This is a genomic window from Exiguobacterium sp. s138, from assembly GCF_018618775.1.
Classification (GTDB): domain Bacteria; phylum Bacillota; class Bacilli; order Exiguobacteriales; family Exiguobacteriaceae; genus Exiguobacterium_A; species Exiguobacterium_A artemiae.
This window is the reverse complement of the sequence record NZ_JACSMW010000012.1, coordinates 25,567-41,794: the sequence shown is the minus strand read 5'-3', so window position 1 is coordinate 41,794 and position 16,228 is coordinate 25,567. Positions and strand designations below refer to the sequence as shown.

The window sequence follows — 16,228 nt, the reverse complement described above, 5'->3', positions numbered from 1 at the left end:
GGAGTCACGTTGACGAAGCTTGCGCTTCATTCATTGTTTGTATCCGAAGATACGTTTTTTGCCTCATCGTTCAGTTTTCAAAGTTCGTCATGTCGTTTTCAGCGACTTTAATATCTTACCAAGTTATCAACACAATTGTCAACAACTTTTTTCGATATTTTTTTCGGTGTGTCACAACCATTTGCGGCACAAGAAGTAATATACCATGGAGTTTTTATTTGTACAAGTGTTTTATCAGAAAAACATTTAAAAAGTTATTATTCCCGTTTCAGCTTAAGAATACTCATGCTTTTCCACCGGGAATTCTAGTGGCCACCAATGAAGAAAACTCTCCACTTCCTTCTATAAAGAAAGCGGAGAGTCTGATCTTAATTAGTTTTGCTGGTGACGCATTGTCGGGAAGAGCAAGACATCACGAATCGAAGGAGCGTTTGTCAACAACATGACAAGACGGTCGATTCCGATACCAAGACCTCCTGTCGGCGGCATACCGTACTCAAGCGCTTCAATGAAATCATTGTCCATTTCATGCGCTTCATCATTCCCTGCTTCTTTTTCGACAAGCTGGGCTTCGAAACGTTCACGTTGGTCGATTGGATCGTTCAATTCCGTAAAGGCATTGGCATGTTCCCGGCGAACGATGAACAATTCAAATCGATCCGTAAAGCGAGGATCTTCCGGATTCTTCTTCGCAAGCGGTGAAATTTCAACCGGATGACCATAGACGAATGTCGGTTGAACCAACGACTCTTCGATTTTCTGCTCGAAGAATTCATTGAGAATATGTCCTGTTGTCATATGGGCTTGTACTTCAACGCCATGTTCATGTGCGAGTTCATGTGCACGTTCTTTTGAAATCTCTTCAAAGAAATCAACACCCGTTGCTTCTTTAACGAGATCCGCCATGTGTGCCCGTTTCCATCCGACAGACAGATCAATCACATCTTCACCGTAAGTGACTTGTGTTGTGCCAAGTACTTCTTGAGCGACGTGGGCAATCAAGTTTTCCGTCAGATTCATGATGTCGTTATAGTCTGCATAGGCTTCATATAACTCAATCATTGTAAACTCAGGGTTATGACGCGTCGAGATTCCTTCATTCCGGAAGACGCGGCCGATTTCGTAAACTTTTTCAAGTCCACCGACAATCAAACGTTTGAGATGTAACTCAATCGCGATCCGCATGTAAAGCGTCATATCCAGTGCGTTATGATGCGTGATAAACGGACGTGCCGAAGCGCCACCTGCAATCGTATGCAACATCGGTGTTTCGACTTCCAAATATCCGAGGCTGTCGAGATACTGACGAATGCCGCGAATGACTTTACTGCGTGCAATAAATGTTTCCCGTGATTCTGTATTCGTGATCAAATCCAGGTAACGCTGACGGTAGCGTTGTTCGACGTCTTTTAATCCGTGATATTTATCCGGAAGCGGACGCAATGCTTTCGTCAGTAATGTAAACGACGTGACGTGAACAGACAGTTCCCCGACATTCGTTTTGAACACGTAACCGCTGATTCCGACGATATCACCTAAGTCACATGTTTTATAGATTTCGTACGCTTCTTCGCCAACATCGTCTTTACGTACATACAGTTGGATTTGACCATTGACGTCCTGGACGTTTGTAAAGCCAACTTTCCCTTTACGGCGTGTCGTCATGACGCGACCCGCGATTGAGACGTCCGGCTTCAGCTCTGCCAATTCTTCTTTTTCATGTTCGCCGTAAGCGGCACGAATACTCGTCGTATCTGTTGTACGTTCGAAACGGGCACCAAACGGATCGAGTCCTTGTTCACGCATGGCGTTCATCTTACCGAGACGCACCTGCATTTGATCGTTCATTTCCATGTCCTGACTCACTGTCTTCACTCCTTTTATAATGGTTCACGATGGTTTTTACTTCTTCGATGAAAAAGCTGCCGGTATGACCGACAGCTCCTAGCAAAACCGATTCGCTCATCTTCAATGGCATTAGCGTACCATAAAACCGGTAAGTCCGACTATACTTTACCTGTCACGCATGTACGGCATTCATTTCCAATGTTTCAACATACTCATGCAGCAACTTTTGCAGTCCCGTGTGGGTATTCGTATCGAATAAGGCTTTGCGCACATGCCCGTTGCCGCTTAATCCTTTTAAATACCAGGCGACATGAGTCCGCATTTCCCGTACCGCGAGGTCTTCTCCTTTAAGTGCGACAAGACGTTCGGCATGTAACAGGCAAATATCAATTTTCTCACGTGGCGTCGGCTCGACCGACAGGGTACCCGATTCCAAATATTGAATCGTCTGATACAACATCCACGGATTTCCGAGTGCCGCTCGACCGATCATGACACCGTCCACCCCGATTTCATCAATCATCCGTTTCGCGTCTTGCGGGGTTTGAACATCACCGTTTCCGATGATCGGAATAGTCACGGCCCGTTTTGCTTCACCGATGATATTCCAATCGGCGACGCCTTCATACTTCTGCGACCGGGTCCGGCCGTGAATAGCGACCGCCTTCGCCCCTCCCGCTTCCGCAGCGCGGACATTATCAACACAATAAATATGGTGGCTGTCCCAGCCGGTTCGCATCTTCACCGTAACGGGTTTATCCACCGCTTGTGATACGGCATGAACCATCTCATAGACTTTATCCGGATCAAGCAACCACTTGGCACCCGCGTCACACTTCGTCACTTTTGGAACAGGACACCCCATATTGATGTCGATGATGTCTGCATTCGTATTCGCATCGACATATTGAGCCGCTTGAACCAACGTTTCTTTTGATCCGCCGTAAATCTGCAAACTGAGCGGTTTTTCCCGATCGTCCACATACAGCATTTGCATTGTCCGTTCGTTTTCGTAGAGGATTCCCTTATCACTGACCATTTCTGCACAGACGAGACCTGCCCCGAATTCTTTTGCGATCAAACGAAACGCAGGATTACAGACACCCGCCATCGGTGCTAAAATGACACGGTTATTCAGTTCGACGTCACCTATTTTAAAACCTGTCATCATTCTCTTCCCTTCCTCTTCCTGAAACAACACTTACTCAATCCGTCGTACGTCGGTGCGCTCCGCTTCCGGCAATGCCCGATATAACTCCTCGACCGTTTGCTTCAAACCGGGTACGACGTAAGAAGGAATCAATTCACGCAACGGCGCCAGTACAAACGCACGGTCCTGCATTCTGGGATGCGGGACGGTCAGCCCATCTGCTTGAATTGTTTCATCATTATACAAAATGATGTCCAAATCAAGTGTCCGTGGTCCGTTTTTAAACAACCGTTTCCGTCCCTCCTGTTGTTCGATCCGTTGTAACGCTTGTAATAAACGATCTGCCGGTTCTGTCGTATCGAGCTCTACGACCATGTTGTAAAAAAGATCCTGATCCACGTACCCAACAGGAGCTGTTTCGTAAACAGAAGAAGGACGTAAAGCATGCGTCGTCGCAAGCGAACGCATGGCCTCAATCGCCGCCCGGAGATGACCCGCCTTATCTCCAATATTTGATCCTAACGCGATGTAGGCACGATTCATAAGTAATCCGCCCGCTTCCGGTGGATTTCAACCGCGACATGTTCATAATGTCCGGCAATCGGCGGATCCGGTTTGATGACTTTGACGGTCGTTTCAAGAATCCGGTTATCGAGTGCCAAAACCTGTTCCGCAATCCGATTCGCCAAGGCTTCGACCAATTGCAACGGCATTCCTTCGACAACCTGCTTTGTCACTTCGTATAATTCAGCATAATTCACGCTTTCCCGTAAATCATCGGTTTGACCGGCACGCAACAAATCAAGGCCAATTGATAAATCCACATTGAAGCGCTGACCGAGCTTCGTCTCTTCCGCAAACACACCATGGTATCCGTAAAAACGCATCCCTGTCACTTCGATTCGATCCATCTTCATTCCCCTCCCGTTAATTCCGTTTCCAACATCGCATCCATCATGACAGCGGCTCGCTTAACTGCTTTGACATCGTGCACTCGCATCCATTCACATCCTTGTTGGATACCGTAACATACTGTCGCGATTGTTCCTTCGACGCGTTGGTCTGCCGGTAATCCGAGCGTCAAACCAATCATCGACTTGCGCGACGTCCCGAGCAGGACCGGATAACCGAAATCGGTCGTAATCGACAAGTGGCGCATCAAAAATAAGTTTTCCTGATGGGTTTTCATGAAGCCAATCCCGGGATCAAGCCAAATCTGATTTTCGGAAACGCCGGCCTGCTTCGCTAAACGAATCGAATCTTCGAGATCAGCCCGGACCTCCGCCAGCATATCTGGCCCGTGCGGTTCTAAACGGTTATGCATCAAAATAATCGGGACATCGTAGTGTGCCGCAACGTTAACCATTGAACAGTCACCCCACTTTGATCCCCAGACATCGTTAATAATGTCGGCACCTGCACGAACAGCCGCTTCCGCGACATCCGGTTTATACGTATCAATCGATACTAAAACATCCAGTTCCCGCTTCAACCGACGGATGACGGGAACGACCCGCTCGATTTCTTCTGCCGCGGATACGAACACTGCCCCCGGTCTTGTTGATTCTCCTCCTACATCGATTGCATCTGCTCCGTCCGCTACGAGTTGCTTCGCATGCCGGACCGCCTGTTCGAGATCGACATAGTTTCCACCATCGGAAAACGAATCCGGTGTCACGTTTAAAATGCCCATGATTTTCGTCATCCTTGTTTCCTCCTTGACCATTTCGTTTGGACCACTTGATCAAACAACGTCCGAATGGATTGATAACCTTGACCCGTCAAACCCGGGAAAGTCCGCCCATCCAGTGACGAAACGGCAATGACTTCCTGAATGGAGTTCGTACAAAGGATTTCATCCGCCTCTATTAATTGCGGCAACAGCGCAAGCCGCTCTTCCACCGGGACCTGTTCCATGATGAATTGACGGGTAATCCCGTTCAGCGCCCCTGTCTCAAGCGGCGGTGTATACCATTGGTTGCCGTACCGCCAAAAAATATTGGACGTCAATCCTTCACAGATAAAGCCTTCTTTCGTCAGAAACAGCCCTTCTGCTTCTTGATTAAACAAATGACGTTTCGCCACAAGATTGTTCATATAGTGATGCGACTTGAGCCGATAGCTGGTTTCCGGCGTACTGCGGGCAAGACGCACCGTCTCGAGTGCCCGTTCTGCCGGCTGTCTCTGTCCGATTGGTTTTGCGTACAACAGGACAGTCGGTTCCGCATACGGTTCACTCGACAGTCCGATGTCCCGTGCTCCACCAGAAACGTTCAACCGGATATACAGATCCTGTTCTTCATACACACGATAAAGATCCTCTACTGCCCGGAGTAACTGTTCACGCCCGTACGGCAATTGAATACCGATTGCTGCACAACTCATCTGGAGCCGTTCGATATGGTCATCAAATAAAAAAGGATGTCCCTCGTAAGTACGAAACGTTTCAAATACACCCATTCCATAGAGATAACCATGATCAAACGGTGAAATCCGGATTTCTTCTTCCCGTTTCACGTTCCCATCATGCCAAAGATACATAGTGTGTCAACTCCAAAAAGTTTTTTAACATCTGTTTCCCGTCCCGCGTCAAAATCGCTTCCGGATGGAACTGGACACCGACGATCGGCCATTCCTTATGACGCAAAGCCATGACTTCGCCGTCTGCTTCTGCCGTCATCGTCAAGATATCCGGAAAACTCTCCCGTTCGACGACCAACGAATGATACCGTGTCACGGGTGTCTGTTGTTCGATTCCGCTGAACATACCCGACCCGTCATGCGTCAACAAGGAGACTTTTCCATGCATCAGCGTTTTGGCACGGACGACTTTTCCTCCGAAGACTTGGCCAATCGCCTGATGACCGAGACAGATCCCAAGAATCGGAATCCGACCTGCGAAATAACGGATTGCCTCGAGACTGATGCCTGCTTCATTCGGTGTACACGGTCCCGGTGAAATGACTAAATGATCCGGTGCCAGTTGTTCGATTTCTTCAATCGTGATGGCATCATTCCGAAACACCCGGATGTCTTGTCCGAGTTCGCCGAAATATTGGACCACGTTATACGTAAATGAATCATAGTTATCGATTAATACAATCATGTCGTTCCCTCCGCCATTTCTTTTGCGACCCAGAGTGCTTTTGCTTTACTGAGCGACTCTTCATATTCACTTTCCGAGTCGGAGTCGGTTACGATGCCAGCACCTGCCTGAATATAGGCCATACCATCTTTCGCGACAAGCGTCCGAATCAAGATATTGAAAATTACATCGTCCGCCCAGCTGATAAAACCGAGGGCTCCTGTATAGATGCCGCGGCGAACAGGCTCAAGCTCTTCAATGATCTCCATCGTCCGGATTTTAGGTGCTCCCGTAATCGTACCTCCCGGGAACATCGCAGCCAGGACACTGCTGCCGGTTTCATCTGCGGCAATCTCTCCCCGGACGTTTGAGACGATGTGCTGGACGTGGGAGTATTTTTCGATGACCATCAATTCGTCAACATGGACGGAACCGTAGCGGCTGACACGCCCTAAATCGTTTCGCTCGAGATCGACGAGCATGACATGCTCCGCCCGTTCCTTCTCATTGTCGAGTAACGTTTTCGCTAACGCCAGGTCTTCTTCCTCATTTTGTCCGCGCGGCCGGGTTCCGGCAATCGGACGGGTCGCGAGTGACAGACCGATTTTTTCGACTAGTAACTCCGGCGATGCTGAAACGAGTACCAATTCTTTATCTGCAAAGTAACCCATATACGGAGACGGGTTGATCGTTCGCAATACATCATAAATATGAGCGGGTGTTGTCCGCAACGGTTCCTGTTGGCGGACGGCAAGGTTCACTTGAAAGACATCTCCCGCTTCAATATATTGTTTGATCCGGTCAGCTGCCTGCATGAAGGCGGACCTTTCGAATGAACGTCCCCGTTCAGCCGTTTTTTCTTCCGGTGCTGCGAACATCGGAGCCGGACTCGACTGACGCCACGATGAAACTTCTGCCGCCAAAGCAAGCGTCGCTTCCGCCTCCGTTTCCCGTGTGACAGCTATAAACAATCGTTCTGTCTGATGATCAAATACGGCGACCTCATCATACCAGTAAAGCGAAAGATCGGCTGTTGCCAAATCATCCTCTGCCTGTTCCGGCAACCGTTCAAGATAACGAACGGCATCGTAACTGACATATCCGGCTAATCCTCCAAAAAATGGCGGCATCCCTTCCGGACGAGCCGATGCATAGCGCGCACGAATCTCTTCGAGCAATGTAAATGGAGCATCGGTATATTGTTTTTCTTGTCCGGCTTCTTGAATGATCGTTCTACCGTTTTTTGTCCGGATGTGACCGACCGGCCGGACGCCTGCCATCGTATAGGATCCGATTCGTCCACTCTCAAGCCAGATATGACCTGTCTGTCCGGCTGTCCGTTCAACGTACCGGTTATAAAACTGTTCCTTTGTCCATGTAAATGATTCGTATACTGTCTGTCGCACTAGCGTTCCTCCACTTCCGAACTATTCTGCTCTCATTATACGCAAAAAATCAGACAGGCGGGCATAAGTCACTTGCCGATTACATATAAAAAGAGGTCCATTCCTTTAAATCGGAATGAACCTCTTGCTTCAAAAGTTTACAGTTTCGAACTGTCCGTCTCTTCTTCCACTTGATACAGTGGCGTACTGAGATAACGTTCTCCGTTTGACGGGATGATCGCCAGAACCGTTTTTCCTTTGCCGAGACGCTTCGCTGTTTTTAAAGCAGCCGCAATCGCAGCACCGGAAGAAATACCTCCGAGAACTCCGTTCGATTTCGCCGCACGACGGGCATGATCAAACGCTTCTTCCGTCGTCACCTGCTCGACGCTGTCGTAAATCTGCGTATCAAGAATCGACGGAACGAATCCGGCTCCGATTCCCTGCAGTTTATGAGGACCCGGTTTTCCGCCTGAAAGAACAGGAGAATCGGTTGGTTCAACCGCAATGATTTCGATGCTCGGGAAAGCCTCGCGCAATACTTTTCCCGCCCCTGTGATCGTACCGCCCGTACCGATTCCGGCGATGAACGCATCGAGTGTCATTCCTTCAAATGCTTCAACGATTTCTGGTCCAGTCGTCTTTTCATGAACAACAGGGTTTGATTCATTATTGAACTGTTGCGGCATGAAATAACCATGTTCTTCCGCTTCTGCCGTCGCTCGAGCAATCGCACCCTTCATTCCTTCCGGGCCGGGTGTTAAAATCAACTCCGCACCGTACGCACGAAGAAGAGTTCGACGTTCCATGCTCATCGTTTCCGGCATGACAAGAATGGAACGGTATCCTTTAGCAGCAGCGACCATTGCGAGTCCGATTCCCGTGTTTCCACTTGTCGGCTCAATGATGGTATCGCCTGCTTTTAAATGACCCGCTGATTCTGCCGATTCGATCATCGCTAAAGCGATCCGGTCTTTGACGCTTGACCCCGGATTCATATATTCCAATTTCAAATACACGTCCGCATCTTCCGGTCCTGTCAAATGATTTAATTTAACAATCGGCGTGCGGCCGACTAAATCCAATACTGAATTCGCAATGCGCATGACCATTCCTCCTCATAATGAAAAGCTTTAATTCCAAGTAATCCGATAGATCAATTATCCACGGACTGGATGAACATTGTCAATCAAAGCGCTTTACTGTCGGCTTTGATCCGTTTTCCGACTGTTTTTCGACTGCTTCCCGAATCAGACGGTCAAGGGTTTCTTTTTCATGACCCTTACGCATCGTCTGATACAGATCGGCACGTGTAATCTCTTCATCTCCGACCGTCGCGACGACATCCTCAAGCGGTCCGCCGATACTGTCCTGAACGATCTTCGGTGAATCGACTTTCGGCAATTCGCCCATGAATGCATAGGCACCCGTCATAAAATTCGTCAGCAACAAAATAAAAATCAACATCCACAAGTACTTAGAGTTTACAGTTCCCATCTTCAGACCCTCTTATGCTCTTTCGAGTGATTTTTCACGAAGCGATTGTAATTCTTCGACATCGTATTGGTAATGTTCCGAACAGAAGTGACAAACCGCTTCCGCGCCGCCATCTTCGTCAATCATCGCTTGGATCTCATCCGGCCCGAGTGCCACGATAGCCGTTGCTAATTTTTCACGCTCGCACGTACAGTTGAAAGCAACCGGAATCGTATCAAGGATCTCAAATGATTCACCGAGAACCAGGCTCAACATTTCTTCCGGTGTTTTTTCTTCACCGACCAAAATCGAGATCGGTTTGAGTGCTGCCACACGTTGTTCGAGTGCCGCAATCGTTTCTTCCGATGCACCCGGCATCAATTGAACAATCAGACCGCCTGCTGCAATGACTGATTCATCTTCCGGATACACGAGGACACCTGCTCCGACGACCGACGGACTTTGCTCGGAGACGGCGAAGTAATACGTAAAGTCTTCGCTGATTTCACCGGTTTGAATCGGCGACTGTCCACCGACGAAATCACGGAGACCTAAGTCTTTGATAACCGAGATATTTCCGCGACCAACAGCGTCGCCGACTTTTAATTTCGTCAGACCGTCACCATTGACGTACGTATCCATCTCGACACGCGGATGGCTGACGTATCCGCGAACTTGTCCTTTTGCATCGGCATCAACGATGATTTTTCCGATTGGACCATCACCTTCGACTTTTAATGTGACGCGGGTATCCCCTTTTTGCATCGTTCCCATCATGGCGCCGATCGTCAATGTCCGACCGAGTGCCGCCGTGACGACAGGTGTCGTCTGATGACGGAGTTGTGCTTCATATACCGTTTTTGTCGAACGGATTGCAAAAGCACGGACTTCACCGTTAAATCCTAGTGCTCTGACCAAGTAGTCATCTTTTAGTTGTGCCAATAATTCTTCACGTTTCATTATTTTTCCCTCACTTATTTCGTTCGTAGATAATCCGCAACCCGTCAAGCGTCAAAAATGGATCGACGATTTTAATCGTTGCAGATTCCTCACTGATTAGTCGGGCAAGTCCACCTGTCGCAATGACAGTCGCTTCTCCCATTTCCTCTTTCATCCGATGGACGAGTCCATCGACTTGCGCGACGTATCCGAAATACGTTCCAGACTGCATCGCATGTACCGTATTGCGGCCGATCGTCGACTGCGGTTTGGCAATCTCAATCCGCGGTAATTTCGCCGCCTTATTATAAAGTGCTTCTGTCGACACCATGACACCCGGTGAAATGATTCCACCGTAATAGCGTTTTTGTGCATCGATATAACAATAGGTCGTTGCCGTTCCAAAATCGACGATGATCAAAGGACCATCGTATTTGACCGTCGCTGCGACGGCATTAACGATCCGGTCGGCTCCAACTTCTCTTGGATTATCGACTTTCAAGTCAAGTCCTGTCTTGATTCCGGGTCCGATTACGAATGGACGCCGGTTGAAATAACGGACGCACATGTTTTCGAGCGGAAACACGACAGGGGGTACGACAGATGATAACACGATTCCCTCAATGTCTTCCACGTTTAACTCTGCATCACGAAACAGTGCTTTCACCAGCATGCCATATTCATCGGTTGTCCGGGTCCGGTCCGTAGCAATCCGCCAATGTTGCACAAGGGTTTGTTCATCATATACCCCAAGGACGATATTCGTATTTCCTACATCGATTACTAAAATCATCTGATTCCCCACTTTTCTCTGACGATAACTGAATTATACGCTGTGATTATACCATGCAGATTGGTCATCACCTATCGAAGTGCGTGCTGCGAATCGGTACCACTAAAAAAAGAGATCAGCACTCCAGTTAGGAATGCTGACCTCTCACGCGAACGAATCATCCGTCTCATTTCTGCTGTCTTTTCTGTCAAACAGACAGGAAGAAATCAAAAATCAGATTTGATCATCCCGACGTGGTTGATCTGGATTTTCCGTATCGACATTTTGCCCTTCATCGATGACAGAGCCGCGTTGCGTCGGAGATTCTGTCGGTTGATCGATGACAGGTGTCGTCGATTCCGGCGTTTTCTCTTCTGCTTTTGGTTCTGTAATAGCGGCAGGCTCATGCTTTTTGTATTCGCCCGTCTCTAAGAGATGGTGAATTTGTTTTTGATCCAGTGTTTCGACTTCAAGTAACGTTGTTGCAATCAAATCAAGCTGATCGCGTTTCTCCGTTAAGATCGTCTTCGCTTTTTGGTAACACTTGTTGATGATCGCTTGAATTTCCATATCGATTTCATGGGCAATCGCATCTGAATAGTTCTGTTCGTTTTGGAAGTCACGTCCTAAGAAGACATTTCCGCCTTGACCGGAACCAAACTGAAGCGGTCCGAGTTTTTCACTCATTCCGAATTCCATGACCATCTTACGGGCAAGACCTGTCGCACGCTGGAAGTCATTGCTTGCTCCAGTAGAAACTTCACCGAAGACGATATCTTCCGCGACACGACCACCGAGTAATCCGGTGATTTTGTCTTCAAGTTCCGGTTTTGTCATGAAGTAACGGTCCTCTTTTGGAAGCATGATGACGTAACCGCCAGCATTTCCGCGGGGAACGATTGTTACTTTATGGACTTCATCCGCATCATCGAGTGTTACACCGATGATGGTATGACCGGCTTCATGCCACGCCACGATTTTTTTCTCTTTTGGTGAAATGATCCGACTCTTCTTCGCAGGTCCTGCGATGACACGGTCGATCGCTTCTTCCAAGTCAACGATTGAAATCTTGTCGCGGTCCGTACGGGCTGCGATAAGTGCTGCTTCGTTCAAGAGGTTTTCAAGATCCGCACCCGAGAATCCCGGTGTACGTTGCGCAATGGCTTTTAAATCAACCGTTGTATCGAGCGGCTTGTTGCGTGCGTGTACTTTAAGGACCGCTTCACGTCCGACGACATCCGGACGCTCAACCGTAATTTGACGGTCAAAACGACCTGGACGAAGTAACGCAGGGTCCAGGATGTCCGCACGGTTCGTTGCGGCAATCATGATGATCCCTTCGTTTTCACTGAATCCATCCATCTCAACGAGAAGTTGGTTCAATGTTTGTTCGCGCTCATCATGTCCACCACCGAGACCGGCACCACGTTGGCGACCGACGGCATCGATTTCATCGATGAAGATGATACATGGTGCGTTTTTCTTCGCATTTTCAAACAAGTCACGGACCCGGGATGCTCCGACCCCGACAAACATCTCAACGAAGTCAGAACCTGAAATCGAGAAGAACGGGACGCCGGCTTCACCAGCTGCGGCACGTGCCAACAACGTTTTACCTGTACCTGGAGGACCTACAAGGAGGACACCTTTTGGAATACGGGCACCGAGACGGGCAAACTTGCGTGGATCTTTCAAGAATTCAACGACTTCGACGAGTTCTTGTTTCTCCTCGTCTGCTCCTGCCACGTCGTCAAATGTAATCTTTTTCTTTTCTGTATCGTACAGGCGCGCCTTCGATTTACCGAAGTTCATGACACGACCGCCGCCGCCGCCACCTTGTGCTTGATTAATCAAGAAGAAGAATAGGATGAAGATGATGATGAATGGCACGATTGTCGTCAATAGCGCAATCCAACCACCGTTTGTTTCTGCTGCTTTAAAGTCCATCTTGACGTTTTGACTGCGCAATTGCGTGTACAAATCCGTCAACTCTGTATCAACAGCCGGTACGACCGTTTCATATGTCGTATCTTTTTCACGTAATTCACCTGTGACGTTATACGTCTGTCCCTCATACTGGAACGTCGCCGTCTTCACATCACCTTTTTCAACTGACTCGACAAACTGTGTGTAATTGATTTCTTTGCTTTTGTTCACTGGACTCTGCAAGTATTGCAGAAACAAGATCAAAGCTAGAAAAATGACCCCAAACACAAGGGTATTCTTCACTGCTCGGTTCATCGTAGGCCTCCTCTCCGCATCAATTGATTGATTTTCTTCAATCGATACGAATCCTAACGCGGCAAAGCGCGCTTTGTAATTGGTTTCATCTTATCATGTGACAGTCAAGATTAAAAATAATTAGCCGCCGTAGACTGCTGGTTTCAAGACACCAACATAAGGAAGGTTACGATATTTTTCTTCATAGTCAAGACCATAACCAACAACGAACTCATGCGGAATGACGAAACCGCTGTAATCGGCATGTAAATCGTTTTTACGACCACTTGGCTTATCAAGCAGTGTGACGATCTTCACTGACTTCGCTTTCCGGTATTTAAAGAGGTCCACGAGGTAGCCTAACGTTAATCCGCTGTCGATAATATCTTCGACAATCAGGATGTCACGTCCTTCTACTGATGTGTTTAAATCCTTTTCAATCTTGACTTCACCTGTTGATGTCGTACCGCCGTGATATGTCGAGACATCCATGAAGTCCATTTCAAGGTGCATGTCCATCTTTTTGACGAGATCTGACATGAACGGCATAGCGCCTTTCAAGACACATACGAGGAGTGGGAAACGATCTCCATAATCTGCTGTCAGTTCACCGGCGAGTTCACCGACTTTATGTTGGATCTCTTCTTCTGAAATCAGTACTTTTTCCATATCATTCATTAACGTCATGCTGGGTATTCCTCCTCCATTTTAAACACTACATTACCATTCTATCATTAAACACGATTCTGCGAGGAGTTCAAATGACCCGAATATTGCAATTCGATGTCCAATGACCGCCAGAACTTGTCCTGCCGCATCCACGACAACCGGAATTTCTGCCCGCGATGCCCGCGGAACCTTCGCATCCACAAGAATACGACTCACTTTTTTCGTGCCGACCGCCAGTCGAATCCGATCACCCGGCAAGACGCTCCGGATCGTCAGCGGAAACTGGACGGCCGAAAACGGAATGCCGGTCGTCGTGCGAGAGAACGTAATCGTTTGTTCACCATAATGATAAGTGCCCAAATCGATTCCCACTTCCAGTGCTTCCGGAAGCAGGTTCTTTTCCGGACAACGGACACATGTCACATAGCCATATGTACGCTGAATCCTCCAGTTTCCATAATACACTTCACCGGACGGCATATCTACTCGTAACAATGTCAAAAATCGATTGTAGTCTTCGGAAGTGAAGTCGTGGTCAGGCAACAAGGCACGCAGAACGAGCCGCCTGAAGTCAGTAGGCAGTTTTTGAATCGCCTCCAGAGGCAGTCCGCGATCCGTCATCTGTTCCTTGACGTATGACGTGACATACTTCAAGTGTTCCTGTTTTTGCTCGTAACGAACCATCGCCGCCTGAACCGTTGCTTCTTCATAGCCCGGACGGAGTTCTGCGAGTAACGGCAGGAGCCGGTGCCGCATCTGATTCCGCAAATATTTGGTGCCGGCATTCGTCTCGTCTTCATGCCAGACGACTTGACGGGCTTTGGCATAGTCATACAATTGTTGTTTCGAATACGGCAACAACGGCCGATGGATCTGTCCTGTTGCAAAAGAACGGATTCGGGGAATGCCGTCGACGCCGGCTTCTCCCCGGATCAACTGAATCAACAGCGTCTCCAGTTGATCGTCCCGGTGATGCGCCAGGACGAGGTGCCGGCGTCCTGTCTCCGCCATGACCTCTTGAAAAAAGGCATACCGTCTCGTCCGGCAAGCTGCTTGGCTCGGTGCTTGACCTTCCCACTCGAGATGGGTCATCCGAATGCCTACTCGTCTCGCCTCCGCCCAAGCGCGGACAGCTTCCGCTTCTTCATCCGATTCTTTACGCAGACCATGATGAACATGAACAATCATGAGATCATGATTCGCTTCATATAAAAGGTGCGCCAGTACCATTGAATCACAACCGCCGGAAACAGCAACCAATAAAGGTTCTTTCGGAAGATGAATCTCGAATTCCATGCCCGGTCCCCCTTAATGAATAAAATCACTTAAACGAAAAAAGCTACCTCTATATAAAATAGAGATAGCTTTTTTACAGAATGACCCGTACGGGAATCGAACCCGTGTTACCGCCGTGAAAGGGCGGTGTCTTAACCGCTTGACCAACGGGCCAAAAAAATATGGTAGCGGCGGAGGGAGTCGAACCCACGACCTCACGGGTATGAACCGTACGCTCTAGCCAGCTGAGCTACACCGCCATATTTTGAACGCGTGCGTCTTAAGCACATTTTCTATAATACGGTGGAGTCAAATAATTGTCAACGCTTTTTATAAAAATAATTTTAAAAAAATAAAAGATGGAATGAACGGCGTCATTCCATCTCTATTCTTATAAAGAACAGGTCAGCAAGTTATTGACGTTTAGCACCGCGTCCGCCACGTTTTGAATCGGTTTGTCGTTTCAATGTCGCAAGACGATCTTCACTATCTTTGAGGAAACTAGTCATCAACGTATCGAACGTTTGCTCTTTGCGTGGAGCTGGTGCGCCACGGCCACCTTTGTTAAAGCCACCACGGTTTCCACCGCCGCCACTTCCGCCACGTGGTCCTTTGTTATCGAACGAACGTGGTCCACGGTCTTGACCTGCCGGACGTGGTCCGCGATCAAATTGACGAGCTGGAGGACGAGGACGTTCGCCTTCTGGACGATCGACTGCTTTCTTAATCGAAAGACCGATTTTACCGTCGTTCTCTACACTCAACACTTTAACCGTGATTTCTTGTCCGACTGTCAAGACATCATTGATATCTTTAACGTAAGAATCTGCTACTTCACTGATGTGAACAAGACCTGTCTTACCCGTCGGTAATTCTACGAACGCGCCGAAATTGGTGATGCCTGTAACTTTCCCTTGTACTTTGCTGCCTACTTCAATCGACATAAATTGTATTGCTCCTTTTTAGTTGATTCTTTCTTATTATACGAGTGATTCTACATTTTTTCAATCAATCGAGAACCTTCGTTTAATCTTCCGGTGAAAAATAGAAAATTGTTTCGCCTTTTTTCGAGTACAGTAGTTCACTTCTCGCTAAGTTCGCAACATACTTCTTATCATTCAATCGTTCAATCTCTTCTTTCAGACGAACCGTTTCTTTTTCTGCCTTCGCCTGTTCTTGGTTCGCTACCTGAAACGACTGCTTCTGTTCAGCGATCAGTTGTTTTTTCTCGATATATGACCACCCCATCAGGGACAGGACAATAAGAAAGATCGACATACAGACTAAGAAGCGCCTCTTCAGACGTAAACGGTTTTCGATTGCATTTTGACTCAACTGTTTTTTCCGGTCATTCAGCGGTTTGATCTTGGGCGGAGTATCACGCCCTGATTCCAATGGTGCTGGCATAT

At 48.1% G+C, this 16,228-nt stretch carries 17 protein-coding genes and 2 tRNA genes; all 19 read right to left on the bottom strand.

All coding sequences use genetic code 11. From position 1 onward, the window contains the following. Window positions 1-372: 372 nt before the first annotated feature. The 19 genes from lysS to KNP91_RS15345 all read right to left on the bottom strand — a co-directional run bounded on the left by lysS (window position 373) and on the right by KNP91_RS15345 (window position 16,226). The gene (lysS, locus tag KNP91_RS15435; protein WP_147269823.1) at window positions 373-1,854 is read right to left on the bottom strand and encodes a lysine--tRNA ligase; all 1,482 of its coding nucleotides are present in this window, start codon (window positions 1,852-1,854) and stop codon (window positions 373-375) included. 166 nt (window positions 1,855-2,020) lie between these two features. Further along, window positions 2,021-3,016 carry a tRNA dihydrouridine synthase DusB gene (gene dusB / locus KNP91_RS15430; protein ID WP_041261775.1) on the bottom strand — a complete coding sequence of 332 codons (996 nt, stop codon included), beginning with the start codon at window positions 3,014-3,016 and terminating at the stop codon, window positions 2,021-2,023. Window positions 3,017-3,049: 33 nt separating this feature from the next. Next, on the bottom strand, window positions 3,050-3,541 hold the full coding sequence (gene folK / locus KNP91_RS15425; protein ID WP_214767525.1) for a 2-amino-4-hydroxy-6-hydroxymethyldihydropteridine diphosphokinase: 492 nt from the start codon (window positions 3,539-3,541) through the stop codon (window positions 3,050-3,052). Then, window positions 3,538-3,909: a dihydroneopterin aldolase gene (folB, locus tag KNP91_RS15420; RefSeq protein WP_214850876.1), complete on the bottom strand. Its 372-nt coding sequence runs from the start codon at window positions 3,907-3,909 to the stop codon at window positions 3,538-3,540. Before folB ends, folK begins: the two co-directional genes overlap by 4 nt. A 2-nt stretch (window positions 3,910-3,911) precedes the next feature. Beyond that, window positions 3,912-4,703 carry a dihydropteroate synthase gene (gene folP, locus KNP91_RS15415; protein WP_012368973.1) on the bottom strand — a complete coding sequence of 264 codons (792 nt, stop codon included), beginning with the start codon at window positions 4,701-4,703 and terminating at the stop codon, window positions 3,912-3,914. Further along, window positions 4,700-5,539, bottom strand: coding sequence for an aminotransferase class IV (locus KNP91_RS15410; protein ID WP_012368972.1), 840 nt, complete (start codon window positions 5,537-5,539; stop codon window positions 4,700-4,702). The genes folP and KNP91_RS15410 overlap by 4 nt, the downstream gene beginning before the upstream one ends. Beyond that, on the bottom strand, window positions 5,523-6,104 hold the full coding sequence (locus tag KNP91_RS15405) for an anthranilate synthase component II (RefSeq protein WP_012368971.1): 582 nt from the start codon (window positions 6,102-6,104) through the stop codon (window positions 5,523-5,525). The genes KNP91_RS15410 and KNP91_RS15405 overlap by 17 nt, the downstream gene beginning before the upstream one ends. Continuing rightward, window positions 6,101-7,489 carry an anthranilate synthase component I family protein gene (locus KNP91_RS15885; RefSeq protein WP_012368970.1) on the bottom strand — a complete coding sequence of 463 codons (1,389 nt, stop codon included), beginning with the start codon at window positions 7,487-7,489 and terminating at the stop codon, window positions 6,101-6,103. Before KNP91_RS15885 ends, KNP91_RS15405 begins: the two co-directional genes overlap by 4 nt. A 137-nt stretch (window positions 7,490-7,626) precedes the next feature. Continuing rightward, window positions 7,627-8,574 (bottom strand): cysteine synthase A, encoded by a 948-nt coding sequence (cysK, locus tag KNP91_RS15395; protein ID WP_214850874.1) that lies wholly within the window; start codon window positions 8,572-8,574, stop codon window positions 7,627-7,629. A gap of 79 nt (window positions 8,575-8,653) precedes the next feature. Beyond that, on the bottom strand, window positions 8,654-8,965 hold the full coding sequence (locus KNP91_RS15390; protein ID WP_012368968.1) for a SurA N-terminal domain-containing protein: 312 nt from the start codon (window positions 8,963-8,965) through the stop codon (window positions 8,654-8,656). A gap of 12 nt (window positions 8,966-8,977) precedes the next feature. Then, window positions 8,978-9,904 carry an Hsp33 family molecular chaperone HslO gene (gene hslO / locus KNP91_RS15385; RefSeq protein WP_012368967.1) on the bottom strand — a complete coding sequence of 309 codons (927 nt, stop codon included), beginning with the start codon at window positions 9,902-9,904 and terminating at the stop codon, window positions 8,978-8,980. A 10-nt stretch (window positions 9,905-9,914) separates the two neighbouring features. Further along, the gene (locus KNP91_RS15380; RefSeq protein WP_026826988.1) at window positions 9,915-10,676 is read right to left on the bottom strand and encodes a type III pantothenate kinase; all 762 of its coding nucleotides are present in this window, start codon (window positions 10,674-10,676) and stop codon (window positions 9,915-9,917) included. A gap of 213 nt (window positions 10,677-10,889) precedes the next feature. Continuing rightward, window positions 10,890-12,896, bottom strand: a complete 2,007-nt coding sequence (gene ftsH / locus KNP91_RS15375; RefSeq protein WP_012368965.1) for an ATP-dependent zinc metalloprotease FtsH — start codon at window positions 12,894-12,896, stop codon at window positions 10,890-10,892. Between the two features lie 120 nt (window positions 12,897-13,016). Continuing rightward, the gene (gene hpt / locus KNP91_RS15370; RefSeq protein WP_012368964.1) at window positions 13,017-13,562 is read right to left on the bottom strand and encodes a hypoxanthine phosphoribosyltransferase; all 546 of its coding nucleotides are present in this window, start codon (window positions 13,560-13,562) and stop codon (window positions 13,017-13,019) included. Window positions 13,563-13,595: 33 nt separating this feature from the next. Further along, window positions 13,596-14,840 carry a tRNA lysidine(34) synthetase TilS gene (gene tilS, locus KNP91_RS15365; RefSeq protein WP_214850872.1) on the bottom strand — a complete coding sequence of 415 codons (1,245 nt, stop codon included), beginning with the start codon at window positions 14,838-14,840 and terminating at the stop codon, window positions 13,596-13,598. Between the two features lie 81 nt (window positions 14,841-14,921). Beyond that, a tRNA-Glu gene (locus tag KNP91_RS15360) sits at window positions 14,922-14,993 on the bottom strand. A 9-nt stretch (window positions 14,994-15,002) separates the two neighbouring features. Next, window positions 15,003-15,079: transfer RNA gene (locus KNP91_RS15355), tRNA-Met, on the bottom strand. Window positions 15,080-15,232: 153 nt separating this feature from the next. Further along, complete coding sequence (locus tag KNP91_RS15350) at window positions 15,233-15,763, bottom strand: S1 domain-containing RNA-binding protein (protein WP_012368962.1); 531 nt, start codon at window positions 15,761-15,763, stop codon at window positions 15,233-15,235. An 82-nt stretch (window positions 15,764-15,845) separates the two neighbouring features. Continuing rightward, window positions 15,846-16,226, bottom strand: a complete 381-nt coding sequence (locus KNP91_RS15345) for an FtsB family cell division protein (protein WP_012368961.1) — start codon at window positions 16,224-16,226, stop codon at window positions 15,846-15,848. Between the last annotated feature and the right edge of the window lie 2 nt (window positions 16,227-16,228).

Excerpts from the sequence above, each read along its gene's own strand:
- lysS (WP_147269823.1), bottom strand. The coding sequence starts at position 1,854 with ATGGAAATGAACGATCAAATGCAGGTGCGTCTCGGTAAGATGAACGCC.
- dusB (WP_041261775.1), bottom strand. The coding sequence starts at position 3,016 with ATGACAGGTTTTAAAATAGGTGACGTCGAACTGAATAACCGTGTCATT.
- folK (WP_214767525.1), bottom strand. The coding sequence starts at position 3,541 with ATGAATCGTGCCTACATCGCGTTAGGATCAAATATTGGAGATAAGGCG.
- folB (WP_214850876.1), bottom strand. The coding sequence starts at position 3,909 with ATGGATCGAATCGAAGTGACAGGGATGCGTTTTTACGGATACCATGGT.
- folP (WP_012368973.1), bottom strand. The coding sequence starts at position 4,703 with ATGACGAAAATCATGGGCATTTTAAACGTGACACCGGATTCGTTTTCC.
- KNP91_RS15410 (WP_012368972.1), bottom strand. The coding sequence starts at position 5,539 with ATGTATCTTTGGCATGATGGGAACGTGAAACGGGAAGAAGAAATCCGG.
- KNP91_RS15405 (WP_012368971.1), bottom strand. The coding sequence starts at position 6,104 with ATGATTGTATTAATCGATAACTATGATTCATTTACGTATAACGTGGTC.
- cysK (WP_214850874.1), bottom strand. The coding sequence starts at position 8,574 with ATGCGCATTGCGAATTCAGTATTGGATTTAGTCGGCCGCACGCCGATT.
- KNP91_RS15390 (WP_012368968.1), bottom strand. The coding sequence starts at position 8,965 with ATGGGAACTGTAAACTCTAAGTACTTGTGGATGTTGATTTTTATTTTG.
- hslO (WP_012368967.1), bottom strand. The coding sequence starts at position 9,904 with ATGAAACGTGAAGAATTATTGGCACAACTAAAAGATGACTACTTGGTC.
- KNP91_RS15380 (WP_026826988.1), bottom strand. The coding sequence starts at position 10,676 with ATGATTTTAGTAATCGATGTAGGAAATACGAATATCGTCCTTGGGGTA.
- ftsH (WP_012368965.1), bottom strand. The coding sequence starts at position 12,896 with ATGAACCGAGCAGTGAAGAATACCCTTGTGTTTGGGGTCATTTTTCTA.
- hpt (WP_012368964.1), bottom strand. The coding sequence starts at position 13,562 with ATGACGTTAATGAATGATATGGAAAAAGTACTGATTTCAGAAGAAGAG.
- tilS (WP_214850872.1), bottom strand. The coding sequence starts at position 14,840 with ATGGAATTCGAGATTCATCTTCCGAAAGAACCTTTATTGGTTGCTGTT.
- KNP91_RS15350 (WP_012368962.1), bottom strand. The coding sequence starts at position 15,763 with ATGTCGATTGAAGTAGGCAGCAAAGTACAAGGGAAAGTTACAGGCATC.
- KNP91_RS15345 (WP_012368961.1), bottom strand. The coding sequence starts at position 16,226 with ATGCCAGCACCATTGGAATCAGGGCGTGATACTCCGCCCAAGATCAAA.